Genomic DNA, 26,115 nt, shown 5'->3' with positions numbered 1-26,115 from the left:
CCAAGTCGTCGGACTGAGAATACATTTCGGCGGATGAGGTGATAATTCAGGTGTCATCAATGATTAATAATTGATACCCGGATTGAGTAATTAATAATGCAAGCCACTTGAACATAAGCAAAACGAAGATCTGAACCCATCGCCCTCATTGATAATCGTTCAGACCAGTCTGATTGCTGCACCACTAGGAATCAGGTTTCCGTTCATGACCGTTGACATATATCTTGCCGCAGTCACCGTCATCGCCAAATTCTCCTTTCAAACCATCTATACCCGTGTCTCCTTGTACCCCCCCCCTACCATTGGGCCCTTGTTTATTTGCACAGGCCCCTGAAGAGTTTCCTCTATGAGGATCTCCAGGATACCCGCCATTTCGGCCAAACCCGCTTTTCCCACCTTCCCCGCCAAGCCCACCAAATGACGCAACATCAAGTATTGGATTACCATCAGAGAAATGAATATAGATGTTCCCACTGTCCCCCCCTTTCCCCCCATTACCCCCCTTCCCTCCATTTCCTCCTGGCCCCCCATTTCCTCCACACCCAGGAACACACCACTGGTAATCCCCGGATGTTCTCACCGTACCCCCATCACCGCCACGCCCCCCACGGCCCCCCACACCGCCATGTCCACCATTACCACCGTTACCCCCTTTCGATAGCGCCTGTATTAACCCAGTAAGAGATTGAGCATTCACAGTCAGGTCATTTACATTTCCACCTGGTGCGCCATTCCCCCCAAGTCCTCCGACAGTACCGCTGGTTCCATCAGTACCGGGTGTACCATCAAAGTAACAGCCGTTTTTATGTCCCACCCCCTCACTACCATTGCTGCCATCAGCCCCATCATTTCCTGGTGCCCCCTCTAAACCATCGGCGCCATCATGACCTCTACTGACAATGTTCTCTTTTTCAGCGCTTTCATTCCCTATAACATTGTTTGCGTTGATGCTACCACTGGTGTGATAAATAATTTGACCTCCCGGTTCAAAGATTATCTGGTCATACACCAAGGCAACCGGCTCACCATAGCCATCTTTATCTTCAACAATCACTGGATTATTTGCGGTAACAGTAATACTTTCGCCACTGTACAGTGCCATCTTCATCGGGAAACGTTTAGCATTAAGAATGTCTTCATAATCTTTGACCAAAGCAGAATTACCATAAATATAGGCCCGAAAGGCTTTGCACAAATCAATATGATTACCCGTGACATTTGCCAGCCGTTCAGCAGAAAACGGTTCCGGCAACGGATGGTGGGGCTCCATTTTGCCAGGGCCATATTCACTGTCAGGCACACCGCCGAGCGCTTTCAGCGCTTGTATGGTTTGTACCGTAAAAAATGCAGGGGGCACAGTCGCGGTCTTCGGATCGTTAGAAAAGATGACCTTGCCGTCAAAATCCGAGGTCTTCAGTTGCTTTGGCTGCCGTTCTATACCAACCAAATGATGATTCTGATGTAATACTGCTAAAGTTTCTGCAACAGTTCTTATTTTATCCACGGGAATTCTCCTGAGTCTAAGTTTATACGTTTAAGATAACTTCATATATCAGTTGTCCATTTGGTCAAGATCCAAAGTATCTACGGCTATCACTACGATTGTGATACTAAATGACTAATAGCCAGCATCTTGCCCTTGACTAATAACTAGATTAGCCATAGCGGAAACATCGATTTTTTCTGGCAAAGAATTCTGATATTTCAACAGCAAGTCTGCCAAAAAAATAATTCCTATGAGAACTAATTAGGTAAGTATTTATTCACTTTACAGAAAGCGATTGAATGCAACATTTAAATTACATAATTTGAGACATTAATGTAACTTACCACTTTTTTCATTCATTAAAGAGAATATTTCTGTGATACATCACTACCTTTTAATATGTGATCATTAGAAACTTCAATTTTATATTTATCTCATTAGGTATTATTAGGAAATACAAATAAAAACAGTAAGTATGATTTTATTCTTAAAAAATAACGACAAGACAGAAACTGTTACCTCACCGTGGGTATGCACCGCAGTAGATCATTAAAAAAGCCGGAAGATCACGCGGATCTTTCTGGCTATTTTGTTCATTAACCTTCTTTCATTGAAAAAGCGGCGCACGGTTTCCTGTCCCAGGCCATCATATTGAATATGCAGCGATTCGTGACCTTCCAACCCAAAACGGGTGACCTGACCGAGCGGGCCATAGTCCCAGCGCAGGGCAGGCCGGTATCGTTATAGTCGTATGCCGTGACCGCGATCAATTGACACTGCTCATCCTCTTCCTGCCAGACTTCCTGCCGGGTAATGCGGTTTTCCGGGGTATAGCACCAGCGTAAGAGTTGATTATTCGGGTAACGGGCGGTGATGCGGCGTTATCGTACTGATATTGAATCGTGCGCCCGGTAAAATCAGTTTCACCGATAATCCGCCCGGCCAAGTCACGGGTGTAACGGTAGGTCTCGCCAGTGACGTCCGCCGTCTGGTGAGCGAATTTCACTGACACTGCCCGTCGGGCTGGCATGAAAGGCACTGTGGTGATAGCGGGTCTGCTGATTCAGGGCATCAGTTACGCTCAGGAGTCGGCCTAGTCCGTCAGAGGCCAGTTGCGTGGCGCAACCGTTCGGGGCAATCACTTCACTCAATTGCTGCTGTTCATAACTGTAATGTCAATGGCGGTCATCGGGCAGGATTTAAATGGTTATTAACAGTTATTTTTTTAACTGATGGTTTTAAGCAGTATAAATTTTTAACCGTTGTTTTTACCCCTTTTACCACCGGCTTTTTATTAAGTTTAATCATTATCGGATTACGTTTAATTAACGGGGATCATATTCACTTTATCTTTACTGATGCTGTTAAATAACCGGTGAGAAAGCGCTTTACTATCCATCTATTTTGGATAATATCTTTTTACGTGTGTTTCCTTTTCAACTTGCGATTAATGGTTAATGATTTTCTATTAAATGCCATTAACTGGCCTTTTAAAAAGATGCATTTATTGAGTTAAATCTACCCTTGATATGAAATTTTTAATACTTTGTTATTCACGTTTTTAAATGATTAGGTAGTTCAGGAAAATGTAAAATAAGTGGAATATAGGATCGCGGATAAATGAACTAAACATAAAGTGAATCCCCCCTGAGTTTTATGATGGGCAGGGTTTAAGCTACTATTAAAAATCATTTTTTAACTTTTTGTTTTAATCGGTATAAAGTTTTAACTGTTGTTTCTACCCTTTTTAATACTGGTTTTTTGTTAAGTTTAATCATCATTGGATTATGTTTAATGAACGCAGATCATATTTATTTTATCTTTACTGACGCTGTTAAATAATCGGCGAGAAAGCGCTTTACTATCCATCTATTTTGGATAATATCTTTTTACGTGTGTTTTCTTTTCAACTTGCGATTAGCGGTTAATGATTTTCGATTAAATGCCATTAACTCTCCTTTTATAAAATAAACCACTTTCTTCATCTTCATACTTGTACACAAAAAAGGAAGTACATTTAACCCACATTGAAGCGCTGGCCTTGGCCCAACTGGTTAAGCGGCTGAACTGGGCGAAGATACGCTCCTGCGCGGTGAATGACGAGGAAGCGTATCAGATCAAAGATGCGATCTCTAAGCTTCAATCCGCTCTGGCTTACCGTGGGTATGCGCCACGGTAGATCATAAGAAGGCCGGAAGATCTTGATAATCTTCCGGTTCTTTAATTAACTGGCATTATATATACCCGCTTAACTTGAAGATGCAGGATTCAGAACCTGGAAATTGTCATTAATACGGCACGACAGGTTCCCGGCAAGTTCCGGTAATATTTCCGTAAAAAAGCGATGGATTGCCTGCCTGAACAAGGCCGTCGAGGCGAAATAAGGGTTATTTCTGACCTGTTCATTCATCACCTTCCACAGCCTTTCTATCGGGTTCAGATCCGGGCTGTATGGCGGTTATGGTCTACAGAAAAGCTCTTACGAACGCTTATTCTTTTACCGCTCTCTCAGACTTTCATCCATATACTGCTGCAATGGGCTTAGGAAGTAATCGATCACCCGACGCTGATCAGTTTTTATTTCTGCCGTAATCGACATTCCCGGAGACAGCACGACTCGCTGACCATTGACCAACAAGTGATCAGACTTCAGACGAATACGGGTGCTATAGATGAGTCCACGCTTTTCGTCTTCAATGGCATCGTTCGACACGTTGAGCACTTCACCATCAACAGTGCCGTACTTGGTGAAATTGAAGGTTTCCACCTTGACGGTGACCGATTGACCTGTGTGTACAAACCCCACATCCTTATTTTCCAGCATAGCTTCCACTTCTATCGGTTGGTTTGCGGGGACGATAACCATCAGAGGTTGAGTCTCTGTCACCACGCGACCAACGGTATGGACAGCGAGTTGTTGAACTGTACCCGCCACAGGTGCTTTGAGGCTGGTCAGGTTTTTCTGGTGACGGGCTTTCGCCAGTTCCTGGCTCAAGATCGCCTCTTTCTGGTTAGCGTCCTGTTGCAGATCGAGCATAGCGCGGCGATTTTGCGCAATAACAGCTTCACGCCGACGCCGCGCCTCCTCTTGGGCGGCAGTGTGCTGCAAGACACTGGCCTGCTGCACACTTAACTGACGTTGTAGATCCAACCGGGTTTGCTCTTTTTCCAGATATTCATGCTGCGACACATACTGTTTCGTCAATAACCGTTGGTAATCCTCAGTCAATCGCGTGGTAATCGGCAGCGTTTTTCGCAGGCTAGCCACCTGTGCATGAGCCGATTGGATTTCGGCGCTGCGTTGGCGGATTTCGGCATCCACCAACGCCAAGTTGCTACGGTATTCCTGATATTGCCCTTGAAGCCAGCTCTGGGCACTGAGCACCTGCTCTGGATTGGCGTTGGCTATCGTTCCGACCAGCGACTTTGGCGGATGTTGTTGATTGATCGCATCAAGCATGGCTTGCTCCGCGCACTGTCGATACGAGCAGCCAGCAACTCACTCTGGATCCGACCGACATCGGCGTTTGCCGCCGTCGGGTCAAGTTCGATCAACAACTCGCCAACTTTCACCGCCTGACCGTCATTGACATGGATCGCTCTGACTACCGCCGTTTCGCTGGGTTGAATCAGCTTGGTTTTGCCACTGGGAACGACCTTTCCCGGAGCAACCGCCACGACCTCTATTTTGCCGATGCAAGCCCAAAGCAATGCCAATACAGCGAAGCCCATGATGCTCCAAATGAAAATTCTCGGCGCTGGGTGAACTGGCGTTTCCTGCAACTCCAAAGCCGTCGGTACCAGCCAGCATATTGAATGCGATCAGTTCCCCCACCGACAGCTGCCCCTCTATCACAAGGCAGGCACCAAGCCAGAGTGTGGCGACCGTCACAAGCTTACCGATAAGTGAGACACTTTCATTGGCGAGAGTAGACAAGGTTTGAGTTTTGAAACCTGCGGCCACATAAGTCGCCATCTGGTTATCCCATTTACGGATGATTTGCGGTTCAACCGCCATTGACTTCAGGGTATCGATGCCATTTACCATTTCAACAAGAAACGCCTGATTTTCGGCGTTGCGTGTGAAGCTGTCCTGTAATCGCTTACGCAAGAGAGGGGTCACCAACGCCGATACCAGAGCATAGAGTGGCAAAGACAACAGTACAATGAGAGTCAGCCAGCCACTGTAAAAAAGCATTACCACGATGAATACCAAAGAAAAAAGCACGTCGAGCATCAGTGTAATGGCGTTGCCGGTGAGGAAGCTGCGAATGTTTTCCAGTTCACGTACACGAGCCACAGAATCACCGACGCGCCTGGCCTGGAAGTAAGCCAGCGGTAAATTGATTAAATGCCGAAACAGACCCGACCCCAACTCCACATCAATACGGCTGGTCGTATGGGAAAACACGTAACTACGAAGACCACTCAAGGCCGACTCGAACAGCATGATGCCCAGCAACCCTGCTGCGACAACATCCAGTGTGGTAAGGCCATGGTGCACCAGTACTTTGTCCATGACCAGTTGAAAGAACAACGGCGTCACCAGAGCAAACAGCTGCAAGGCAAAAGACCCCAGCAAAACTTCACCCAACAACTTGCGGTATTTGACGATGGCCGGGATAAACCAAGTGAAGTCAAAACGCGAGGATTCGCCGGACACACTGTTACTGGAACGCACAAGCACCAGTTGCCCAGTCCAACGCTGCTCAAGCCCCTCGAAACTGATAACTTCAGGGCGCGCCGAACGCGGATCCTGAATCAAAGCTTGTTCCTGATCCAGCTTGGCCAAAATAAAGATTTTCATTGACAATTATTACACGGGTACGGAAGAATGATGTAAGTTATTGCACCATGTTATTTTTCCAGAATGTCTATGGATTGACTATAACAGGAGGAGAGATGAGAATATTAACGCTCGTATTACTAATGTTAGTCATAAACATTTCAGGTTGTGCCCCCAAAAAACATCCTTTTTCTATTGACTATAAAACAAATGGCGAAACTTTTCATTTGACTCCATCATGTATAGAGGAAATTACCCCGAAAAAAGGGAGTGATTACTATTCCATGTTCATTAAAGTAAGAAATAGCGATTATTGCAGCAAACCATTTAATCTTCTTATAAAGCAAAACGTAGGAAAAAGACTATCTGTTTTCTTTAATAATAAACCAATATTGAAAAATACCAATATAATTACGCCAATACATGTCGAAAATGGTTTTTATCAGGCAATAGACTCAAATATAACATTTGAAGAAATAGTTAACTCTTTAAATTGATGAAAAACCATGACTTTGTTTTTATTATAGAAAAAACCATAGCGGTAAAAAAACATCAACAATTATCAAAAATGAGGTTTTTATGTCAAATAACATCTTGCAAGCACTCACTTTACTGAAATCGAAAAAATGGGTCGATTTAACGCATAGTTTCGATAAAGATTCTCCCCATTTTTTTATGTTTGAACCAGCCGAGTTTAAGACACTGTTTGATTATAAAGATGGCTTTTTTGCTCAACAATTTTCTTTTCCCGGCCAATATGGGACTCACATTGATGCTCCCTGCCATTTTGTTCCTAATGCCCGTTATCTTGATGAGTTGGAATTAAAAGAATTGGTTTTACCTTTAATCGTACTTAATCAGTCAGAAAGAGCAAAACAGGATCCTAATTTTTCACTTTCTAAAGAAGATATTCTTAAATTTGAAGAAGAATATGGAGTTATCGAGGCAGATACTTTCGTTGCGCTCAGAACTGACTGGAGTCAACGCTGGTCATCTCAGGAAACCATGGATAATAAAGATGATCGTGGCAATAACCAAATACCCGGGTGGGGAATGGATGCCCTCAAATTTTTATTTGAGGAGCGTCATGTTAAAGCCATTGGGCATGAAACATTTGATACCGACGCCGCCAAAGATTTTAGAAAGAATAATGCATTGTTGGGCGAAGATTATGTATTAAAGCAAGATACTTATCAGATAGAACTTTTAGCTAATTTGGACCAGGTACCTGTACGAGGTGCAGTCATTTTCAACATTGTGGCCAAACCTAAAAAAGCATCTGGTTTTCCCGTTCGTTCGTTTGCCATACTTCCGTGACTGTTTCCCCAGTGCCGTATCTCCAGAAAAAGGGAAATACGGCGGTATAACTAACCTCAGCTCTGCTTAAGAACAGAGATTTCAGAAGCACGTAGATTCAGACTCGGTCTTATCGCTTGGCATGTAAATATGCTGCTTCTTACGTTTCGTGCATTAATTCAAGCATTTCTATGCCGATAACGTATCAACAGTAAGTTTGCCGGGCATTTGTTCGAGCTCACACGGGTTCAGTCCGGTGATTTTCATCACCGTTTCACGGTCGATTCCGCTGTTCAGCAATGAATGAGCGATTTTTAAAGTTGCCTCTCTGCACCCTTCAACAAGTCCTTTCTGGTACCCTTCAAGAAACCCTTTCCGATACCCTTTCTGCTCCAGTTTCTGCGCTATTGTCATCAGTGCCTCCTCATACCTCGGGGACTGTTCTGCCAGTCGCCATAAGATCCTCTTTTAACACGGATCGTTGAATGCTGATTAAGAACTCTCAGCACGGGTTAGTGGCGTATTTGCTCAAGCTCGTTCTGGCTCAACCCAGTCGTTTTCATTATCGTTTCACGGTCGATACCCATGTCCATCATCGCCCACGCGACTTTCAGAACCCCCCGTTTTTCGCCTTCCTGCAATCCTTCCTGACGTCCTTCCTGACGCCCTTCCTGACGCCCTTCCTGACGGGCTTTATGTTCCAATCTTTGTGCTATTGTCATCAGTACCTCCTCATACCTTGGGGACTGTTCTGCCAGTCGCCGGATAAAACCCTCTGGATCGGCGGTATCTCCCGCCTGTAATAAGTAGTTTAGCACGCTTTTTAACTGTTCATCTGTATAGTAATCATACGTCAGCAGCATAACCAGTTCTTGCAGTAACTCCGCCATATCGCGCTGCCGGATATGCTTTTGCACCATTTCCAGTAGCGCGACCCGTTTGTGCGTCAGGATCTCATCATCAGGAATGACCGTCACATCCACCAGCGGGAAAGGACCGGAATAGATCTCCTTCGCCAGGGCCGGATCATCAAAGCAGTCGAGCCAATTAGTACTCCAGGGATACGGCTGTATTTTCCCGTGATAGAACAACACCGGAATGACCAGCGGCAATTTTTCATGTCCCTGCGCCAGATGCCGTTGCATTGCGGAAATACCGTAACGCATCAGCCGGAATGCCATCATTTTGTCCGGGGAACTTTGGTGCTCGATCACGCAATACACATAACCGTCACCCCGCGCCGTTTTCAATGAATACAAAATGTCGGAATAATGCGCACGCAGATTGTCTTCAATAAACGACCCTGATTCCAACCGCAATGTATCCAGATCACAAACGGCCCGTAATTTAGCAGGCAAATGTATCTCCAGGAAGTCTCTGGCAGTAGCAATATGACTTAAAAACTGTTTAAAAACAGCGTCATGGGGCGTTGGTGTTTTTTTTCTCTTCATTGGCGAATGGTAGCATACTTTCTTTTATATTGAAGAAATATTAAGCAAAAAACCGAGCGGACTGCGATGTCTTGACTTTTCTTTGACAAAAACGTTGATCGCATCTCAGGTACTTTAATTTCCGTCTTAAGTGAAGTTCAGGTTAACTCTATATCCTTTTCTATTCCCTGTCAGTTGATACCAAAAATGGCCCATCTGTTCTGTGAGCCACTTTGTATTCTTATTACAACTTTCTTATTTTTTCTTTTTATTATAAAGAGTTAATCAGGCAAACTTCCCCTTGCCGAAGGTGGTATCTGTCCACGCTATTGCCATAGCGACTTTCGCCTTACTATCCAGACTCTCAATGAAACCATTATCCCCCGCTGTCGGGGCAAAACTGCTCATAGCCTGAATCAGAGAATCAATCGCATTATCTGATAATGCAGTAAATTCACGCTCTCCTGATGCATCTTTATGACCCATTTGAGCCACTAATTTTGCGCGATGACCATTAAAGTAATCATGAAAGGTGACTGACCCCACCGATTCAAATATACCCTGCGCGGTTTTATCCTGAGCAGGACGATTCACCGACAACACCAAATCGTATCCGCTGCGCTGGAACCACAGGTTTTGCCAATCAACACCGTTAAACAGGATCATATCTTCTGCGCTAATATCGCTAACCCGGTTATCAATCACCTCTGTGCTGACCACAAAGCTGTCTGCACCCGCGCCACCCTGGAAGCTATTTTGATAACCGCCTAATACCAGCAGATCCTGACCTTCACCGCCATCAAACTGACTGAACTTCGACATAGCCGCCGCTATCAGGTGATCATCACCTTCTCCACCGTTGATTACCGCATGGTAGCCCATCAGTTTAATCGTATCATTGCCCAAGTAACCGTCGATCCGATTGTCATTACCAAACACCCTGGCAAAGTCATTGCCTTTACCCAGATCAACCCGGTTGTTATTGCCGATGGTCACCGTGTAATCCTGCCCTTCCCCGGCATCCACCCGGTTATCGTTGCCAGAGGTCACAACGTAATCCTGTCCTTTGCCGGCATCAATAAAGCCACCTTCACCAAAGACAAACGTCTGGTCATTCCCTTCCCCCATAAAAACATGGTTAATACGTCCGGCCACCACCGCAGTATCATCACCATTACCGCCAAACATCCAGTTTTCACGCCCCATCAGGACGCCCAGATCATCACCTTCACCACCGGCAAAAATATTGGAAGTTCCCAGCGAGTAATAAACATCATCACCACGGCCACCCCAAAAATTGTTGTTATCGCCCAGATAAGCACCGAGATCTTTACCGTCACCACCCCAGTTGAAATTATAATTCCCCAACGATACATGAATATCACCATCATCGCGCAGATGACCGCTGTTACGCAGGAAATCAAACGTTTTCTGCTCCATATTAAGCAAATCAGCTGTCAGATTTTTTTTCAAATCAGTGAGTAATAATTTCATTTCTGTTTGCTTATCTTCGCTGAACATCGTTGCAAACACATTAGGTAAATTCAGCGAATTAAAGCCAAACGCCCGTTCTGGTTTATCATTGACCAGAACATTCGCTCCGTTGATGCTAACCGAAGATCCTTGTTCCTGATTTTCATCAGGCGCTTTTTCTTTCAGACCATGACTTTCCGCAAATGACCTGACTCCCTCTTCGCCCATATTGATGCCCGCTTCCAAATTATCAAGCAACCTCTCTGGATGAGTGAACGTTTGCAGTTGATCGCCGCTAAATTCCCCAATGACCTCCAGCATCTCTTGCAAAATAGCCTCGCCATCAACAGGCTCGCCAGTACAGGAAACAATTTGACCCTTCGCGGTGTAATTCACCCCAAAGATATCCCCTAAGGTGGTCTCTGCTCTGATACTCGCCAACCGGCCAACCAGCTTATTCTTAAGCTGACGCGGCAAATCTTGCGGATTATAGGTAAAGGTGGTTTTCGCCATACCCGTTGCCGAGTATTGCTGGGTCATCAGGCCAAACAACGAACCCAGGTTAGTATCCAGAATCGACTGAATATGGTCACCGAACATAAAGTTCCAGTTACCGGTTGTCACCTGGATATCTGCCCCCTGACCACCTACAGCAAAGTTAAAAGCCAGCGTCTGATTGGCCTGACGGAATTTATCCACACGGCTCATTTTGCCCATATCAGCGCTATTGCCATTTTCACCTAACCACTGATTAAATTTCTTGTTCAGTGTTAATTCGGCGTCATACTTCAAGCCCCGGCTGCTACGTTCATGTTGCGAATCCAGCTCAACCAACGTGTTGTATTCCACGCTGCTGGTTTGATCTAAGCCAGACATATCTTGAACATATTTCCTCGCACCGGCGATTGTCCACTGCTGATCTTGCGCCGCTAACCAATCCTGTTCTTCACCGGAACCGGCAATACCTTGCAGTACACCGGCAATACGCGCAGGACCATCAAACGGGTTAACCAGTGGCGGCGTTGGAATCGATTTATCCATCATCACAATCAGGTCATTACTGCGCCCTTGGTTGAAACTCACATTACGATTACCGATAAACATCTGCGCCCCTTCAAGCGCTTGGTAACCACCGATATCAAAACTGTGTTTGCTGTCACCATCACCAACGTGAACCATCACATTATTGTCACCGAAAGCCAGCGACTTAAAGCCACCGGCCCCCACTTTGATGCCCACATTCGACGTCCCCCAGTTGAGCGCGGTAAATTCACCCTCACCGATATTCACCTGAATGTTGCCGGAGTAACTGAGCTGATTATTCGATTGATCGTTTGTGTTAATATTTTTACGCTTCTCTGGCTTAACGAAAACATTCGAATTATCCGCAATTGCCCCTTTAGTCACCGCATCAGCCTGGGTATGACCAACCCTGGAGAGGTTGATATCACTTTCGCCAACACCTCGAATCACCCTTTCCGTGCGGGTCGCCAGTTCACCTTGTTCATTCCATCTGAATACGATTTTGTTATCAGGCAGGTTGTTAACCCATTGGTTATTTTGGTCACGGGTGAATTTACGGCCCGTTGCATCAACCGCCACTTCGCTACGGCGAGCTGAAACATCACTGCGAATACCTTGCTTGTCCAACGCTGTAATAAAGCGACGGGCAAAACCATCCTGTTTGTCATCACTGATCAAAGAACAAGCCACAATGCTGATATGCTCAGGCTTTCTGATTACTTTTTCGCCCAGTTTAGCGTTTTGATGAAACTGATTCAGTCTCGTCGCCAGTTCATCGGCACTGTAGCCACTCAGATGAATGTTATTTTTATCCGAGGTATCACGGCCATGACCAACAATCTGCCAGCGTAATTGTAATTTTTCAGATAATTTAGACAGATCACCATAAACAACACGATATTTGCCAGTGGAATCAAGTTGAACCACCACGCTGAAATCCGGGTGTTTACCGGCCAGATTAGCCGCGGCTTTAGCGGCTACCGGATCATCTTCCATCTGAATAATGATCTGACCATCAAAGCGCGTTTCACGGCCATCAGTTTGTCGCGTCACCTCCTCCGTTTGCCAAGTATCAAGTGGTTTATCCTGATAACGGGTATCGTCGGTAATCGCAGGCTCTGACCCCTTATTTTTGCCGGATAACGGATCTAACTCGGCCACCACAGGACGGTTTTGCGGTTTCGCCTGGGTATGTTTTTCATAAAATTCTTGCGTTTCTTTAAACGCATTATCCAATGCCTGGCTTACCCATGCCTTACCTTTCTCTCCAGCAATATCCAACAAATCCCGATAATTGGCGGTGTAGCGGTTCAATACCCGCTCACGTTCATCACCTGTTGCCTGTAACGCCTTGTAAACAGCCAAACTTTCGTTGATGGAATGACCACCATCAAATACCAGAAATGCCAGGGTATTGAGATAACTCTGCCCGGCCGGGAAGTCAGTCTGTTTACTAGCAATATAGTTATTGAGGTGAACCATGATATTGGTCGAACCAGACGCACCGGTCACGACCGAGTGTCCTTGGGCTAACGCATTACGTTCAAACTCAGTTTCCCCCCCAGGGGCCAGAATACGCCCGGCAGCGACCTTTCTGCCGTACAGGAAATCATCATGCTTGTCATTCGCAGGCTGGTAGGGCAACGCGGTACCATAATCGTTGGTCTGTTTTTCCGTTATTTCAACTTTGTACGTGACATCAGCCCCGATAGTCAGTTGGGAACTGGTCGAACGGGCTTTGGTGATGACATCTCCATAGAAACGATCCCCTTCAATCTTCCAGGCCGCACGATCCATCCCCATCCCTTGGGTGATTGCCATTTTTACCGCCAGAAACGGCACTTTAATCACAGCATAGCCGTCATCGACCTTCGTCATCATGATCTTGAAGTTGGTAAAAGTCGGCTCGTCCAGGAATGTGGTTAATTCAGGTACCCGGCTAAACCAAGGGCGAAAATCCTGATTGATAGCCTTGGCAAAAAGCCGCATCTTAGCGGCAATGTGCTGGTCACGCACAACCTCATCCGGATAATAACCACTTATCCACTGTTCAAACTGCTGCACCAAAAACTGGCCTGTCTGTTCAGCCGTGTTCCTGGCCTCCGACGGCACCGTTTTCACCAATTCATAGGCCAGTTCAGAATCAAAATGGCGACCAAACAGGTTGTCAATATATTGTCCGGTCGCCTTTTCCTTATGAGCATCCGCCAATAACTGTTGAGCCAGAGAGTGCAGGTCGGGGTGTGCCTGCAACTGGGTGAACGCATCCTCAAAGAATTTGATGGTTTCCTGTTGTGTCACTTGTCCGGTAAGCCAAAGATTTCTGGCCCGTTCAACCAGAGGCATACCTTCTGGGATAGCAGCCTGTTCCAATCGGCTGGCGAAAATGATGATACTTTCACCTTCGGTTTTTGGCGCTTCCCGCTCTGCGACAGAGTTAATCTGAGTCAATGGCCGGATTTGCAAATCAGTGAGACGGTCAACTTCGCTTTGCGCGATATCCCCTTTCAAACCCACCACGCGGCCAATCCCATCAAACGAGACTTGCTGTTTAAACTGCTCAACCTGCTCAGGTGCCAGGGTAACCCCCAAGATCCCTGCGGATTCAGCTCTCTTGGCCTGAAGGTAAGCAACCCATTCCCCCATCTCAAAACGCAGGCTTTTCACCAGCTTACTGCGCTGGGCGAACTCTTTGAGATCATGCTGTTGCCAGTGCGCCAAAGCAGTTTCCAGCTGCAACACATGTGCTTCATCAGGCTGTTCAACCGTTTTATTGAAAGCATCACGCACTGCCACCAGCGCCTTACTGGGCCGATCGACACTAATCTGACCAAAATTTCTCTTGGTAGAATCAATAAACCGTTTGTTTCCCTCATTCAATAAGAAAGGCTCAAACACTTTCAGCACATAAGACCGGGATTTACGCTTAACTTCCACAGAAGTTTTCCCCAATCCTTGCAGATTGATTCCCGAAATCACCGGGGCTTTTCTGATGAGTTCCCTTGACCCATTTAAGGTTGGTTCCACAATGCTATCGGATGATGTTTCAGTAAACATTGAAACGATCGAAGCACCAGTATTTGTTGAGCGTTTACCCGTGTTGATCTGTAGCCGATTGATCGCTTGTTGTGCATTATTCAATGCGGCCAGATCCTCTTCTGTCAGTCCTTCGTTGATCCTACCACCGGTTTCAGTGTTTAACTCAGGATTGATCCGGCGCTTCGGCTCCACTACACCGATTAATCTATAAGCTTCCCCAGACAAGCCACTGCCAGTCGCCCCGATACGCTCTGGTTTAGCGTTATCAGTCTGCTTTACGCCTTTCGCATCAACCCGCGCCTGAATAGCCTTATCTACTGCCGCTGTACTATCACTTTCACCACGTTTTTCTGCTTTTTCATGCGCGGCATAGGCGTCATCCTCTGCTGCTCTTGCCCGCTGATGCTGTAACCCGGCTTCTTTCTGTCTGAATTTCGCGTTTGCCCGCGCTTTTACAATATCGTCATCTGCGTTCTCAATATTCTGGTGGCTTTTTACCAAACCCGCCTTTGATTGCCCGATAGCTTTTTTGACTTCTTGCCGGTTATCAGTTAAGTGCCGCTGTGCATCAGCTAATTTTTTCTGGGCAATGAACCTGGCTTCATTTAATTTACCTTGGGTGCGATCCAGATAGCCAACAGCAAACTGATTACGCCACTCATCACCTGATTTGCCATCATAATCCGCATAGCCATTAAGCAAGTTCAGGCCTTGAGTCAGGGTGAACAGCTCCTTTGTAATGGCCCTAGACTCTTCATTGACTGCATCACGTTGTACTTGCCCATTGGTGTTCAGCGCGTTTTGATCTGTTGATTCCAGTTGGAACTGCGATTTCGAAATCGCTTTACGCTGCTTGTCTCTTTCTTGTTCAAGTCTCTGATGATCAACTTCAACTTTTTCTTTATCGCTTAACGCATTTTGCGCCGCTGTATCTTGTTTCGCATGTTTGGTAACCGCGTTAGCCTGTGGTGATACCCCCTTCTGAGCTAAATCAACATTATCTCCGACATGCAAGGCATTCTGAATATCCTTGGTATCAGGCGTCTCGGCCTGAGTTATCGTGCCCCTCAATTCGCTAGCCAGATCTGAACGAACTTCATCAATTTCATCCAGTTGGAAGCCATCAATGGCAGAAACTTCCACTAAGTTAATCGCGCCCCTGCCTTTATTCGTCCCAGATGTGCTGGCCTCATTACCGTGGACCAGAAAATTGATCGCATGACTTGCCTCTACATTTAACACGGTCAGTTTAATACTTTTAAACAGTAAAGAGAGATTGTTGCTGGGCGTATTGCTTTCCGCAGCAGCAAAGCTGTAGAAATCGCCATTACCCACCTTAATCGCCACGTTATTGCGGGCATAAGAGGCATTAATACCCAGACCATCACCAATATGGATATTGGCATTGCTTTTACCTTTCATGACCGCAACATTAAGACCATTGCCAACGTTGGTATTAACGTTATATTCGCCCCACACGGCGTTAACTGAAACACCATCACCGACTTTGGTATTCACGTTAAGATCACCATGAGTCGCCGTCACACTTAAACCATTACCCACGATGTTTGTGATATTGGCTTTGCCTTTTGCCGCCGTCACCTGCATACCATCACCCACTTTGGTGACGATATTGCCTTTACTCCACAAAGCATTAAAGCTGTCGCCCTCACCCACCTGGGTCACCACGGTACCATCACCTTTGGCAAGCACCACATTACTCCCATCGCCGATCTTGGTAATGACATTCGCGTTGCCCCAAGCCCCCGTGTAATCATCACCGTTACCAACATGGGTGATAATATTACTCTTCCCCTGAACCACCGTGACTTCCCGTTTATCACCGATTTTAGTCATAATATTCGCTTCACCTTTAGCGAAGTTGTAACGCTCGCCATCTCCTACTTGAGTCAGGATATTGGCTTCACCCCAAACAGCGTTTATACCCGTCCCTCTACCCATTTTAGTGACAATATTCGCGTGGCCTTTGGCGAAACCAACCGTTGTGCCATTACCAACATGGGTCATCATGTTCCCCACATCGGAGATCAATAAACCAACAGTCGTGCCATCACCCACTTTCGTCAGAATATTGCCTTTGCCAAGAAGTATGCCAGCCGTTGTCGAATCGCCCTTATGAGTGACGACATTCGCTTCTGCCGCAGCCACCACCCCCATAAAATCATCACCCACTTTGGTAACAATATTGGCCTCACCCAATGCCAGCACGCCGGTTAAACCATCACCGTAATGGGTCATGATGTTCGCTTTACCAAACATTGCCGCCAATGTGGTGCCATCACCCACCCTAGTCATCACATTCAACTCACCGGCAAACAAGCCAATACTGGTTCCTTCCCCATCATGTGTGTAAATATTGGCTTCACCAACCATCAAGCCGAGAGTCAGCCCATGACCAACTCTCGTCAGGATGTTGCCTTGCCCGATCAGCGCCGCAAAGGTTGGGCCATTACCTATATGCGTCATAACATTGACATCACCAATCATCGCGGCCAGAGTCATGCCGTTACCCACTTTGGTTGCGATATTAGCTTTTGCCAACATCAGGGCAACGCTCATTCCATCACCAATATGAGTAAACACATTGCCAGCGGCTACCATCAAGGCCAGCGCATTGCCATCCCCCACGTTGGTAAAGACATTACCCAAGCCACCCATCAACGCCCAGGCATCACCTTTGCCAACATGCGTAAAAATATTGCCTGCGCCAATCATGGCTGCAATCGCGGTTCCATCCCCAATTTTAGTGAAAATATTGCCGGCGGCCCCCATCACACCCAGTGTCTGATAGCCACCAATGTGGGTAAACACATTACCAATACCGAACATAATGCCGGTAGTAGCACCATCGCCTACTTTAGTCAGGATATTAGCGCCACCTAACATCACACCTGTCGTACTACCGTTACCAATGTGAGTAAGAACGTTCGCACCACCGCCCATCACCGCAACGGCATCACCTCTGCCTTTTTTAGTCAGAATATTGGCACCGCCCAACGCAATGGCTGTGGTATCTGATATTTCATTATCACCAGTGATATGCGTGATAATGTTGGCACCGCCGAGCATACCGGAAACCAAATGGCCGGCAGCGAGCTTGGTCAGTACATTGGCCCCCCCCACCAATACCGAGGAGACTTCCCCTTTACCTTTCTGAGTCATGACGTTAAAACCGCCTGCCCCTAGCCAATTCGCGCTACCATTACCTATTTGGGTATGGGTGTTGTAACCTCCCAACATGACAACCCGGCTGTCGCCATGACCTTGATGGATCGAGATATTGCCAATCGCCAAAAGATGAGCCAGATACCGTCCATCACCGATTCGAACTAGCACATTTGCCGCACCGCCAGCGTAAACATCCATGTCTCCATGCAGGCTTTGGTGAACAATGACGTTTGCCAAGCCCTCGCCCGCAAAATAAACATTGCCATGTATCACACTGGATTTAATAACGTTTCCGCCACCCACACCGCTGAAATTAATATCACCGGTGCTGCCACCAATGTCTGTGGATGATTTCACCAATTCCTGGTGACTATATTCTTCTGTATGTTCTAAATGCTCAGAGACACGGCGCACCGCATTAACTTTATATTGCAGCTTAGTGAGTGAATATCCCCCAGGCTCCATCGGGCTATAACCGCTTGAGAGTGAAAAATTTTCATTAGCCAGATCATCAGTATGATCGCCCGTTTTGTACCACGCACTGGCAAAATATTGCAGTGCACCAGTGTTAGGATCATTTTTCAACTCAACCTTCACCACTTTGGTGTATGACTCAACATATTTGGCATAAACATAAGTGTTCGGTTGACAGTTCGATTTCACCGCTGAAACATCCAACATCGAACCATCAGAATGGATTGCCCGCCCATGTATTTTGGCATCAATCAGTGTGATATCTTCTGCTTTGGCGGTAGTTCCCCCCGCATAAGTCACCCAATGATTTTCCTGCAAATCTTCCTCAACGATATGCTGAATCATAACGGGTTGATGATGTTCAAAGATTAAATTGAAGAGACGGTAGCCATCATTGACGCCTATATCGATAAATCCATTATTTGCAGAAATATCTTCCGCCGCCAGATTTTCAAGGTGATGGCCCTGTTTATACCAAGAGGTCGCGTAATAACTGAGTTTACCGGTTTCAGGATCGTTTCGGAGCTGAACTTTGCTGACCTTAGTGAACATTGCATCGACAAACGCAAAGAGATAAGTATCAGATTCAGTAGTTGATTTAATGCCAATGACTGACTGGGAATACTGAATCTGGCTTCCTCCCATTATCGCCGAAGTTAATACGATCTCTTCCGCTTTAGCATATTCCAGCGCACCATCACGGGAACCGTTATATTCGCCTATTCTCGATATTTCATTGTAAGCACCGACACCGGTAAAATTGATATTACCATGTGCGATATCAGAATAAATTTGGTTATAACCACCCGCACCGGCGAATTCGATATTACCGTGAGTCTGTTCATATTTATCTCTACTGTGGCGCAGGCGTTCAATGCGGTTTGATGCTCCTGCACCATGCAAGATAATATTGCCTTCCAGACCTTTACGTATAATGTAGTTATCAGCACCTGCACCACTGAAATGAATATCACCGCTTTCAACCCGCGAACTAATGCTATTTGCCGCCCCTCCACCATCAAACTCCACATCACCGTGACTTTTCTCATAGTGATCATACCAGGTCCGGTCAATTTTATTGCCGGCACCAGCTCCGACAAAGCTTAAATTACCCTGGTTAGTTTCGTGCCATAATTCGTTATAACCGCCGACACCTTTAAAAACCATATTACCGGATTGCCCTTTACGGGTCAGACCGTTATAAGCAGCCACACCGGAGAAATTCAGGTCACCGTGACCACCCCGGTGATCCATAGAAACGCCACCTGCTGCACCCGTAAATGAAATACTACCATCACCACTTTTATCAATACCTGCGTAACCTGCCGCGCCATGTACCGCCAGATTACCGTCAATATCCACGATTTTTAAATATCCGACACCACCATCGACTACCTTGTTGCCAGAGTCGGCATAGATTGTCGCCCCAAGTGAACCGAGGGTAATATGATCATCTCCTCCTTTAGCATAAATAGTTCCCCCCACTCCAATAGCAACAATATTATTACCCTCATCATCATCGTGATATTTCCCGGTAAAGAAATATTCTGTACTGCGATTTGATGATTTCCCCATAAACAATCCTTTAATTTAGTTGAGGTTAAATAGAAAACCACTGCATCCGGCAGATACAACAGTTGTTTTGAGAATCTCATTGCCCGTGGACGATACAAATCCTCTGGCCTTTCCACGGCAAAAAATGACAACAATCAATCAGATCTCTTTTATATAATTTACTCTGATTGAGACTGACTGCTGTTTTCAGCTATTACGCCCATTACTCCATTTCCCAGACTATTCTTTTTTAATCAATGAAATAGAGAGAAAAAATACTTTGGTTATAATTGACATCAGTGATGACTTATTCGAATTTTTTAAACATATTTCGATCCCAAAAAGAAATTTATTCACAAAGATTACAAAATATATACGAAAATAAAAACATTAAGCCCAAAGACACCATGAGCTGATATCTCTATAAATACGATCAAATGAATAAGCAGAATAAAATAATATAGAGCCAAAACTCAAAATCAATATTTATACACAAGAAAGTCTGTTTACCCACCATATATTGCCCCATATCCCCACATTGATGCTAAAAATGTAAATAAGACAATAAAAACAACATTAAATCATAACGAAAATAAGATATAAATTATTGTTTTTGTTGAAATTATAAAATAATTCCTCATAAATAAAATTAATAATGACAAACTATTTACATTGTAATATCAAGAATACAGAGAAATTTAACTTACTTATTTTAAATAAAAAATCTATAGTAAAAAAATAACAGAACACATCTAGCAGTCTTATCTAAACAAATACGACGAATAAATACAAAATTACTAACCAGAATGAGTTATGATGATAACGGTATTCGAGCAATTGATTCCCTACATTAAAAAACCAATTTATAAATAAAAGCGTGTTCATTGAATGATTAGTTATTTTCATAGGCTTAACGACGTCGTCAGTTGTTGCTTCAAGCCTGATCCAAACGCTGTCTTAGAAAGACAGAAAAGTGATAGAGCAGGAAAGCGAATCTTCCATAAAACAAGATAAAAAATTGATGCATGAGTCACATTTTCACACCTCATGAAACCGATTACATCAACAAGTCATACTCATCACATTCCATTCGAAGCAAATTCATTACCTTATTGCTATAACCCATACGAAACTGGATGTTAAATAAAATGGATGGCTAATCTGGCGCTGGACATACTGACAATCATAGCAATGCGATTACGTCTGATTATTGGGTAGCTCACTATAGAACAAATCACTGTCTTTGTTCATTACTGGAATATTTTTTTATTTATATTCAAATTTTTTAAGGTCACATATGAGTCAAATTACCCCTCAGTTAACAAATATGTGGGATAAAAGTCATGAATCATGGTTTGTAAAAGATAAAGAATTCCGTTTCATGTATGCAAATCCAGTGTTTATTAAAGTAAACAAATTACCTGAAAATTTTAATGTTATAGGATATTCTGATAAAGAATTACCTACAGCGTTTAATAATTTTGCTCACCTTTTTGAAGAACATGACCGTAAGGTTTTACAATCTATGCAGAAAGTATCATCTATTGGGACTTATCTGCCAGACAATGGTCCAAAATTCAAATCCTATTCTTGCGACAAATACCCATTAATGGGTGAAAATAATCAATGCATGGGGATAATTTGTCACACTAAAGAAATAAATAATTTTTCAGCATACCATTACATTGAAAATGACATGTCTATCTCTGTTAGGCTTACCCCTCCTAATAATATATTGACAGAGAAAGAGTGGATAATAATTTTTTTACTCTGCCGGAGTGTCAGCAATAAATATATTGCCAATGAGATGAAAATTTCAGATCGTACCCTGGAAAAATATCTAAAAATCATCTATGAAAAATTATCTATTGGATCGATGACTGAACTGCGGCTACTTTGCAAAAAAAATAATTATGATCTCTATATCCCCCCCAAATACTCTCAATCTACAGGCCATTTTTTGCTATAAAAGATGATGCCTGCACCCCTATATACCCTGCCATTTAATCGGTTTTCCCTGATTAAATGACAGGGAGAACGGGTAGCATTCAATACATGCCAATTATGACTAAACCATTCATCAAAGATTGTTCAAATATGTCCGATTCATGTTATTCGCTTGCAATGAAGTATATAAATCCTTTCATGATAATCTGAATAAATTAGGCTATGATCCCCCACTTCACATTTGTCATTGATTACATCACTGCTGGGGGAAGGAATATGGCCACAATGAAAGACGTAGCACATCAAGCAGGAGTATCCATAGCTACCGTAAGCCGGGTCATCAATAACACAGCTTACGTCGAACCAGGTACCCGTGAACGTGTCGAGAAAGCAATGCGTGAATTCAACTACCACCGAAATTCTGCTGCGCTTGCCCTAGCAACAAGATGCGGGGATATGTTGGGTTTACTCACCGGTAACCTGGCTGATCCTTTTTTTTCCCGTTTAGCGCGCGGAGTTGAAGAAATTGCCCGGAAAAAAGGGGTAAAACTGATGGTTTGTAGTGGTGGGCATCAGGCTGAACTCGAGCAATCCGCCTTAGATTTTTTAATCAATCAAGGGTGCGAAGCGATAGTGGCACATACCACTCGAATGAGTGATACAGACATATTACGTTATGCAGCGCATACGCCAGCATTAGTGATTGTTAATCGATATTTGCCTGCCATCGCCAACCGGTGTATTTGGTTAGATAATGTTAGCGCTTCGCAGGCTGCTACTCACTACCTTATCCAAAATGGTCATCGAAAAATCGCCTGTGTAACAACAGACCTGCCTATTGATGATAGAAAACTCCGCCTGGAGGGATATTATTCTGCAATGACTCATGCGGGTATCACAGTACCTGGCAATTGGGTTATCAGCGCTCCATTTGACGAAAAAGGAGGAGAACTGGCAACAGAAAAGCTCTTGAGCAGCGGCATCAACTTTACTGCCGTAGTGACATTCAACGATGTTATGGCTGCCGGCATGATGCGGGCCCTGCATCAACGGAAAATCAACTTACCAGAACAACTGTCAATTGTTGGGTTTGATGATATTGTCCTTGCACGATATCTCTACCCGTCTTTAACGACGGTACACTACCCAATAGAAAGAATCGCACGGCGGGCTGCTAATCTGGCGTTACAGCTCAATGCCCAGGAAGAACCCGCCCCACAACTGAATATGTTCTCCGCCGAACTCGTGATCAGAGATTCTGTTTTTTCCATAGGATAAAGGAAAGCATTACCTACAAAACAAACGTAAAAAACGATACACAGATCGCATTTTCACACTTCATGAAACCGATTACATGGACAAGTCACACCTCTCACATTCCATTCGAAAAAAATTTATTATTCTTTCTCAATAACATATCCGAAACAGGGATTTTAAATGGATGACAAAAAAAAGCTTAATCTGGGACTCTCTATGCTGCCGATCGTAGCAATGCTCCTACTTCTGGTTATTGGCTATGGTCAACTGGGACTGCGCATTGAGTCCTTATTACTCGTATCAGCAGGAATAGCGGCGGCCTTAGCGTATTGGCAAGGCTACCGCTGGAATGACATTATTAATTCCATTGTGGCAAAGCTAACCAAAGCAATGCCAGTGATCCTGATACTGATTTGCGTCGGGGGACTCATCGGAACCTGGATGATCAGCGGAACCATACCTTATATGGTTTACTGGGGATTAAAACTGATTAGCCCGCAATATATACTCATTGCCGCCTTCTTTATCACGAGCGTTATCTCAGTCTGCACCGGAACATCGTGGGGTGCAGCCGGAACGGTGGGTGTTGCCCTAATGGGGGTCGCGGCAGGTCTTGATGTGCCTTTGGCCGCCGCCGCAGGCGCAGTTGTTTCAGGGGCATATTTCGGCGATAAAATTTCACCTTTATCTGATTCAACTAACTTCGCTGCCATCGTCGCCGACACCGATCTCTACAACCATATTCAACACCTGATGTATACCACTATCCCAAGCTTTATTTTAGCGGCGATTGTTTATCTTATCGCGGGTCATACCAGCTCGGTAGGTAGCATAGCAACACCTGAAAAAGTCACAGAAATAATGCAATCCCTTGAAAGTCTTTATCACTTCAATTTATTACTGATTTTGCCACCGGTACTGGTTTTGTGGGGCGCAATAACAAAACGTCCGGTGATACCCGTTATGCTGGCCGCATGTGCATTGGCTATTGCGATCGGCATAGGTCTTCAGGGATTCACACTTAAACAGGGCCTTAATGCGTTGATAGATGGCTTCAATCTCTCAATATTCTCTGAGCAGGGACACAACATCACCGGGATCGTTAACGACGTCCCACGTCTGCTCAATCGTGGTGGCATGTTATCGATGATGAGCACCATCCTGCTGGTATTTTGTGCATTCTCGTTTGCCGGCGTTTTAGCACTCACAGGTGCCCTGACCATCATCATTAACCGGCTTCTGCAAGCGGTTCACACAACCGGGCAACTTATCGCGGCAACCGTAGCCACAACCATCCTTGTGACCGGCGCCACCTGTGACGGAAAACTGGCTCTCCTCATCCCGGCAGAACTCTTCAAAGGGGCCTATCACCGCATGGGGCTGGATAATAAAAACCTGTCACGGACAATAGAAGACGCCTGTACCGTCATTGAGCCACTCATCCCATGGACCGCCGCTGGCATTTACATGGCGACGACGCTGGGTGTCAGTACGCTTGAGCTGCTGCCCTGGGCTATCCAATGCTACGCCGCCGTCTTTTTTGCACTCATTTATGGCTTTACTGGTTTCGGTATTGCAAGAGTCGCACCAGAACATTCCCTGAAGAATAAGGAAAGCCAACATGAAGCCGCATGATTTCAATCAAATAATCGATCGCCACAATACAGGCTCTGTTAAGTGGGACTTTTTGGATCGTTACCTGCAATTGAACCAAACTGATCTTCTGCCAATGTGGATTTCTGATTTCGATTTCCAATGTTCGGAAAAAATCCAGCAAGCACTACACACCCGAATCGACCACGGCATTTTCGGTTATAGCGAACGCGACGATAACTATTACCAGGCAGCAATAGACTGGTTTTCAAAACGCCATCAGTTGACCTTATGCCGGAATTGGTTCACTTCAATAGAAGGTGTCATACCCGGGCTGGCTTTGCTGATCCAGATGCTCAGTAAACCGGGTGAAGGAGTCGTGATACAAGGGCCTTATTATGGCTCATTCGCTAAAATCATCACTATGAACGACAGAGTGGTTATTGAAAATCCACTCCTTGAAAGTCCGGACGGTTATCAAATTGACGATGATCATTTAGAGCAGATGTTGGAACAACACAGACCGCCTTTACTCCTGCTATGTAACCCACACAATCCTACTGGCCGATGCTGGGATCGCGACGAGTTGACCCGGCTATTGACGCTCTGTAAAAAGTACGGTGTAACGGTAATTTCCGATGAAATTTGGGCTGATTTGATTTTACCTGGGAAAACGTTCACCTCAGTACTGCATCTGGGGAACGAATGGCACAGCAACGTCATTGCCGCCACCTCAGCAAGTAAAACATTTGGACTCTCATCACTTCGTATATCGAACTTTCTCATTCCAGATCCCGGCCTTCGTCATGCCTTCAATGATCGATTAAACGCCCACGGATTAGATGTATTTAACGCGCTATCGATGACTGCGGCCACAGCAGCCTATCAACATGGAAGTCTATGGTTTAATGAGCTACAAAATCACCTGGCAGAGAACCGCCGCTGGTTGGAACAAGCGATAACGCAGACTGTCCCTTGGTGCCGAATGACCAAAGCAGAAGGCACATACCTGGCTTGGTTAGATTGTCGCGCTTTAGGTCTGGATGATGATGCTCTCCAGTCGGCTTTGCTACAGAAAGCGAAAATAGCCGTTTCAATGGGACGGAATTTTGGCGATAGGGGAAAAGGATTTATTCGGGTAAATTTGGGTTGCCCTCGTCAGTATCTTGAAAAGGTGATCACCGGTTTAATTCAGTTAACACCGTAAAATAAAAACACAATATTAATCGGCATCCGATAGTGGCGAGATAATGGCAAAAAGCTGGATAAGCGCAATATATGACCAAACCGCGCTTATCCGGCTGGACTCTTTGTTTAAATCGGCGTTAAACGTTTCTTTGTGCCCTAAATCGTTGTTGTATTTATTGCCCAGAATGATGCTTCTATCAGAATTACTTCTGACTGTCCATTGGCTACATAGACATGTAGCCAGAATCCCCGAAAATTTCGCCATATCTAAATAACTCTTCATAATTCTGCTACACATGGACTTTCTCAACCCATTGTTATACATAGAATTATAAGTGGTATAAGATGTAGCACTATTTTGGAAACTTATTTAGTAATTT

16 protein-coding genes and 1 pseudogene are annotated in these 26,115 nt (G+C 45.0%); 7 read left to right on the top strand and 10 right to left on the bottom strand.

All coding sequences use genetic code 11. The annotated features are described in order from the left end of the window. Positions 1–184 precede the first annotated feature (184 nt). The 3 genes from ACUN2T_RS08190 to ACUN2T_RS08180 all read right to left on the bottom strand — a co-directional run bounded on the left by ACUN2T_RS08190 (position 185) and on the right by ACUN2T_RS08180 (position 2,637). Positions 185–1,504: a hypothetical protein gene (locus ACUN2T_RS08190; RefSeq protein ID WP_445497043.1), complete on the bottom strand. Its 1,320-nt coding sequence runs from the start codon at positions 1,502–1,504 to the stop codon at positions 185–187. Between the two features lie 748 nt (positions 1,505–2,252). After that, positions 2,253–2,492 (bottom strand): hypothetical protein, encoded by a 240-nt coding sequence (locus ACUN2T_RS08185; protein ID WP_445497042.1) that lies wholly within the window; start codon positions 2,490–2,492, stop codon positions 2,253–2,255. Then, positions 2,434–2,637 (bottom strand): hypothetical protein, encoded by a 204-nt coding sequence (locus ACUN2T_RS08180; protein WP_445497041.1) that lies wholly within the window; start codon positions 2,635–2,637, stop codon positions 2,434–2,436. The genes ACUN2T_RS08185 and ACUN2T_RS08180 overlap by 59 nt, the downstream gene beginning before the upstream one ends. An 842-nt stretch (positions 2,638–3,479) precedes the next feature. Here ACUN2T_RS08180 and ACUN2T_RS08175 point away from each other — a divergent pair. After that, positions 3,480–3,665 carry a DUF7706 family protein gene (locus ACUN2T_RS08175; RefSeq protein ID WP_445497040.1) on the top strand — a complete coding sequence of 62 codons (186 nt, stop codon included), beginning with the start codon at positions 3,480–3,482 and terminating at the stop codon, positions 3,663–3,665. 69 nt (positions 3,666–3,734) lie between these two features. Here ACUN2T_RS08175 and ACUN2T_RS08170 read toward each other — a convergent pair. From ACUN2T_RS08170 to ACUN2T_RS08160, 3 genes and pseudogenes are all read right to left on the bottom strand, one after another. Beyond that, positions 3,735–3,944, bottom strand: a pseudogene (locus ACUN2T_RS08170) (transposase); the annotation flags it as partial. A 39-nt stretch (positions 3,945–3,983) separates the two neighbouring features. Further along, entirely contained in the window at positions 3,984–4,946 is a 963-nt protein-coding gene (locus ACUN2T_RS08165) for an HlyD family type I secretion periplasmic adaptor subunit (RefSeq protein WP_445497039.1), read from the bottom strand. Positions 4,947–5,069: 123 nt separating this feature from the next. Beyond that, the gene (locus ACUN2T_RS08160; RefSeq protein ID WP_445497038.1) at positions 5,070–6,293 is read right to left on the bottom strand and encodes an ABC transporter transmembrane domain-containing protein; all 1,224 of its coding nucleotides are present in this window, start codon (positions 6,291–6,293) and stop codon (positions 5,070–5,072) included. Positions 6,294–6,388: 95 nt separating this feature from the next. Here ACUN2T_RS08160 and ACUN2T_RS08155 point away from each other — a divergent pair, with 95 nt between their 5' ends. Then, on the top strand, positions 6,389–6,769 hold the full coding sequence (locus ACUN2T_RS08155) for a hypothetical protein (protein WP_445497037.1): 381 nt from the start codon (positions 6,389–6,391) through the stop codon (positions 6,767–6,769). 82 nt (positions 6,770–6,851) lie between these two features. Beyond that, positions 6,852–7,589 (top strand): cyclase family protein, encoded by a 738-nt coding sequence (locus tag ACUN2T_RS08150; RefSeq protein ID WP_445497036.1) that lies wholly within the window; start codon positions 6,852–6,854, stop codon positions 7,587–7,589. A 168-nt stretch (positions 7,590–7,757) separates the two neighbouring features. Here ACUN2T_RS08150 and ACUN2T_RS08145 read toward each other — a convergent pair whose 3' ends face one another. The 3 genes from ACUN2T_RS08145 to rtxA form a co-directional block, all read right to left on the bottom strand. Then, on the bottom strand, positions 7,758–7,982 hold the full coding sequence (locus ACUN2T_RS08145; protein WP_445497035.1) for a hypothetical protein: 225 nt from the start codon (positions 7,980–7,982) through the stop codon (positions 7,758–7,760). Positions 7,983–8,080: 98 nt separating this feature from the next. Next, the gene (locus ACUN2T_RS08140; RefSeq protein WP_445497034.1) at positions 8,081–9,019 is read right to left on the bottom strand and encodes an Rpn family recombination-promoting nuclease/putative transposase; all 939 of its coding nucleotides are present in this window, start codon (positions 9,017–9,019) and stop codon (positions 8,081–8,083) included. Positions 9,020–9,283: 264 nt separating this feature from the next. Further along, complete coding sequence (rtxA, locus tag ACUN2T_RS08135; RefSeq protein ID WP_445497033.1) at positions 9,284–19,771, bottom strand: MARTX multifunctional-autoprocessing repeats-in-toxin holotoxin RtxA; 10,488 nt, start codon at positions 19,769–19,771, stop codon at positions 9,284–9,286. Between the two features lie 1,276 nt (positions 19,772–21,047). Between rtxA and ACUN2T_RS08130 the strand changes: the two genes are divergently transcribed. From ACUN2T_RS08130 to ACUN2T_RS08115, 4 genes are all read left to right on the top strand, one after another. Further along, positions 21,048–21,719 carry a helix-turn-helix transcriptional regulator gene (locus ACUN2T_RS08130; protein WP_445497032.1) on the top strand — a complete coding sequence of 224 codons (672 nt, stop codon included), beginning with the start codon at positions 21,048–21,050 and terminating at the stop codon, positions 21,717–21,719. Between the two features lie 254 nt (positions 21,720–21,973). Continuing rightward, positions 21,974–22,975, top strand: coding sequence for a LacI family DNA-binding transcriptional regulator (locus ACUN2T_RS08125; RefSeq protein WP_445497031.1), 1,002 nt, complete (start codon positions 21,974–21,976; stop codon positions 22,973–22,975). Between the two features lie 159 nt (positions 22,976–23,134). Continuing rightward, positions 23,135–24,589, top strand: a complete 1,455-nt coding sequence (gene nhaC / locus ACUN2T_RS08120; protein WP_445497030.1) for a Na+/H+ antiporter NhaC — start codon at positions 23,135–23,137, stop codon at positions 24,587–24,589. Beyond that, on the top strand, positions 24,576–25,754 hold the full coding sequence (locus ACUN2T_RS08115) for a MalY/PatB family protein (RefSeq protein WP_445497029.1): 1,179 nt from the start codon (positions 24,576–24,578) through the stop codon (positions 25,752–25,754). The genes nhaC and ACUN2T_RS08115 overlap by 14 nt, the downstream gene beginning before the upstream one ends. Before the next feature lie 15 nt (positions 25,755–25,769). Here ACUN2T_RS08115 and ACUN2T_RS08110 read toward each other — a convergent pair whose 3' ends face one another. Beyond that, the gene (locus tag ACUN2T_RS08110) at positions 25,770–26,018 is read right to left on the bottom strand and encodes a hypothetical protein (RefSeq protein ID WP_445497028.1); all 249 of its coding nucleotides are present in this window, start codon (positions 26,016–26,018) and stop codon (positions 25,770–25,772) included. Positions 26,019–26,115 lie beyond the last annotated feature (97 nt).

The sequence above is a fragment of the Photorhabdus machadonis genome (assembly GCF_052657765.1).
Note: the sequence above shows the minus strand (reverse complement) of the source record. Positions and strands in the feature narration are given on the sequence as shown.

Excerpts from the sequence above, each read along its gene's own strand:
- nhaC (WP_445497030.1), top strand. The coding sequence starts at position 23,135 with ATGGATGACAAAAAAAAGCTTAATCTGGGACTCTCTATGCTGCCGATC.
- ACUN2T_RS08160 (WP_445497038.1), bottom strand. The coding sequence starts at position 6,293 with ATGAAAATCTTTATTTTGGCCAAGCTGGATCAGGAACAAGCTTTGATT.
- ACUN2T_RS08155 (WP_445497037.1), top strand. The coding sequence starts at position 6,389 with ATGAGAATATTAACGCTCGTATTACTAATGTTAGTCATAAACATTTCA.
- ACUN2T_RS08150 (WP_445497036.1), top strand. The coding sequence starts at position 6,852 with ATGTCAAATAACATCTTGCAAGCACTCACTTTACTGAAATCGAAAAAA.
- ACUN2T_RS08125 (WP_445497031.1), top strand. The coding sequence starts at position 21,974 with ATGGCCACAATGAAAGACGTAGCACATCAAGCAGGAGTATCCATAGCT.
- ACUN2T_RS08110 (WP_445497028.1), bottom strand. The coding sequence starts at position 26,018 with ATGAAGAGTTATTTAGATATGGCGAAATTTTCGGGGATTCTGGCTACA.
- ACUN2T_RS08115 (WP_445497029.1), top strand. The coding sequence starts at position 24,576 with ATGAAGCCGCATGATTTCAATCAAATAATCGATCGCCACAATACAGGC.
- ACUN2T_RS08165 (WP_445497039.1), bottom strand. The coding sequence starts at position 4,946 with ATGCTTGATGCGATCAATCAACAACATCCGCCAAAGTCGCTGGTCGGA.
- ACUN2T_RS08145 (WP_445497035.1), bottom strand. The coding sequence starts at position 7,982 with ATGACAATAGCGCAGAAACTGGAGCAGAAAGGGTATCGGAAAGGGTTT.
- rtxA (WP_445497033.1), bottom strand. The coding sequence starts at position 19,771 with ATGGGGAAATCATCAAATCGCAGTACAGAATATTTCTTTACCGGGAAA.
- ACUN2T_RS08140 (WP_445497034.1), bottom strand. The coding sequence starts at position 9,019 with ATGAAGAGAAAAAAAACACCAACGCCCCATGACGCTGTTTTTAAACAG.
- ACUN2T_RS08130 (WP_445497032.1), top strand. The coding sequence starts at position 21,048 with ATGAGTCAAATTACCCCTCAGTTAACAAATATGTGGGATAAAAGTCAT.